This is a genomic window from Streptomyces sp. NPDC059564 (assembly GCF_042735575.1).
In the GTDB taxonomy this organism is placed as follows: Bacteria; Actinomycetota; Actinomycetes; order Streptomycetales; family Streptomycetaceae; genus Streptomyces.
Genome location: NZ_JBHWBP010000683.1, coordinates 1 through 1,432 on the forward strand (window position 1 = coordinate 1; position 1,432 = coordinate 1,432).

Annotated in this window: 2 protein-coding genes; one reads left to right on the forward strand and one right to left on the reverse strand. The window is 71.8% G+C overall.

Translation table 11 applies throughout. The annotated features are described in order from the left end of the window. Positions 1 to 45: 45 nt before the first annotated feature. Positions 46 to 1,017, reverse strand: a complete 972-nt coding sequence (locus ACFV0Q_RS41605; protein ID WP_385013314.1) for an alpha/beta hydrolase — start codon at positions 1,015 to 1,017, stop codon at positions 46 to 48. A 281-nt stretch (positions 1,018 to 1,298) separates the two neighbouring features. Between ACFV0Q_RS41605 and ACFV0Q_RS41610 the strand changes: the two genes are divergently transcribed. Beyond that, a partial coding sequence (locus ACFV0Q_RS41610; protein ID WP_385013316.1) for an MFS transporter occupies positions 1,299 to 1,432 on the forward strand: 134 nt, incomplete at its 3' end.

Genomic DNA, 1,432 nt, shown 5'->3' on the forward strand with positions numbered 1-1,432 from the left:
GCTGCTCGGCATCGCCGAACAGCCCACCTTCAGCATTTCGCGGACTCAGGCCGTGTGCAGGGCCGCGCGCAGGGTGCGGGCGGCCAGGGTGATGGCGGCCTCGGCCGCGTGGGTGCCGCGCAGGGCGTCGAGCATGACGAAGTCGTGGATGATGCCCTGGAAGCGCACCGCGGTGACCGGCACGTCCGCCGCGCGGAGCTTGTTGGCGTACGCCTCGCCCTCGTCGCGCAGGACGTCGGCCTCGGCGGTGATGACGAGGGCCGGCGGAAGGTCCTTGAGCTGCTCGGTGGTGGCCCGCAGCGGGGAGGCGGTGATCTGGGCGCGCTCGCTCTCGTCGGTGGTGTACTGGTCCCAGAACCACTGCATGCCGTCGCGGCGCAGGAAGTAGCCGGTGGCGAACTGGTGATAGGACGGCGTGTCGAAGCCCGCGTCCGTGACCGGGTAGAACAACACCTGCTGCACCAGCGGGAGGCCGCCACGCTCCTTGGCCATGAGGGTGAGGGCCGCGGTCATGTTGCCGCCGACGGAGTCACCGGCAACGGCCAGCCGCGAGCCGTCGAGGCCCTTGGACCCGCCCTGTTCCACGACCCACCGGGCGACCGCGTAGTTCTGCTCGATCGCGACCGGGTAGCGGGCCTCGGGCGACAGGTCGTACTCGGGGAACACCACTGCGGCGCCCGCGCCGACGGCGAGCTCGCGCACCAGGCGGTCGTGCGTGTGGGCGTTGCCGAAGACCCAGCCGGCGCCATGGATGTAGACGATCACGGGGAGGAAGCCGGTGGCGCCGGCGGGCTTGACGATCCGCGCCCGGACGGTGCCGGTGGGTCCGCCCGGGACGGTGATCCACTCCTCGTCGACCGCCGGCTTGTCGATCTCGCCGGACTGTACCTCGTCGACCGCCTTGCGGCCCTCCAGCGGGGACAGGTCGAAGAGGTACGGCGGGTTGGCGGTCGCCGCCGCGAACTCGGCTGCCGCGGGTTCCAGCACCGGCTGGATCGGCGCAGGGGCATCAGACATGTGTATCTCCTGGAATCGGTGAGCAGGGCGGTCGTCCCCGGGAACCGGTCCGGATCCTCGGACCGGGCGGCACGGCGCCGCCGCTGCGCACGGTAGGTCTCCCGCGGGCACGGGAGTTGTCCACGAGCGCACCTCCGACGTCCCCGCAGCGCACCGAAGGGCCCGGAGCACGGTCGCTGCGCTCGGGGGCCGCATCCCGTGCACTCCCGGTCAAGAGCCCGCCGCCGGCACGCTCTACGGTCACTCCCGCCATGCCCGCCCCGCTCCCGGTCTGGACACGCATGAAGAACACACCGTCTTCACCGGCGCCCACCAGGGCCGACTCCCCGTGGGCGCCGCTCACGGTACGTGTCTTCCGGGCGCTGTGGATCGCCCAGTTGGTCTCCAACACCGGCAGCTGGATGCAGATGGTGGG

Coding starts and splice junctions, on each gene's coding strand:
- ACFV0Q_RS41605 (WP_385013314.1), bottom strand. CDS start 1,017: ATGTCTGATGCCCCTGCGCCGATCCAGCCGGTGCTGGAACCCGCGGCA.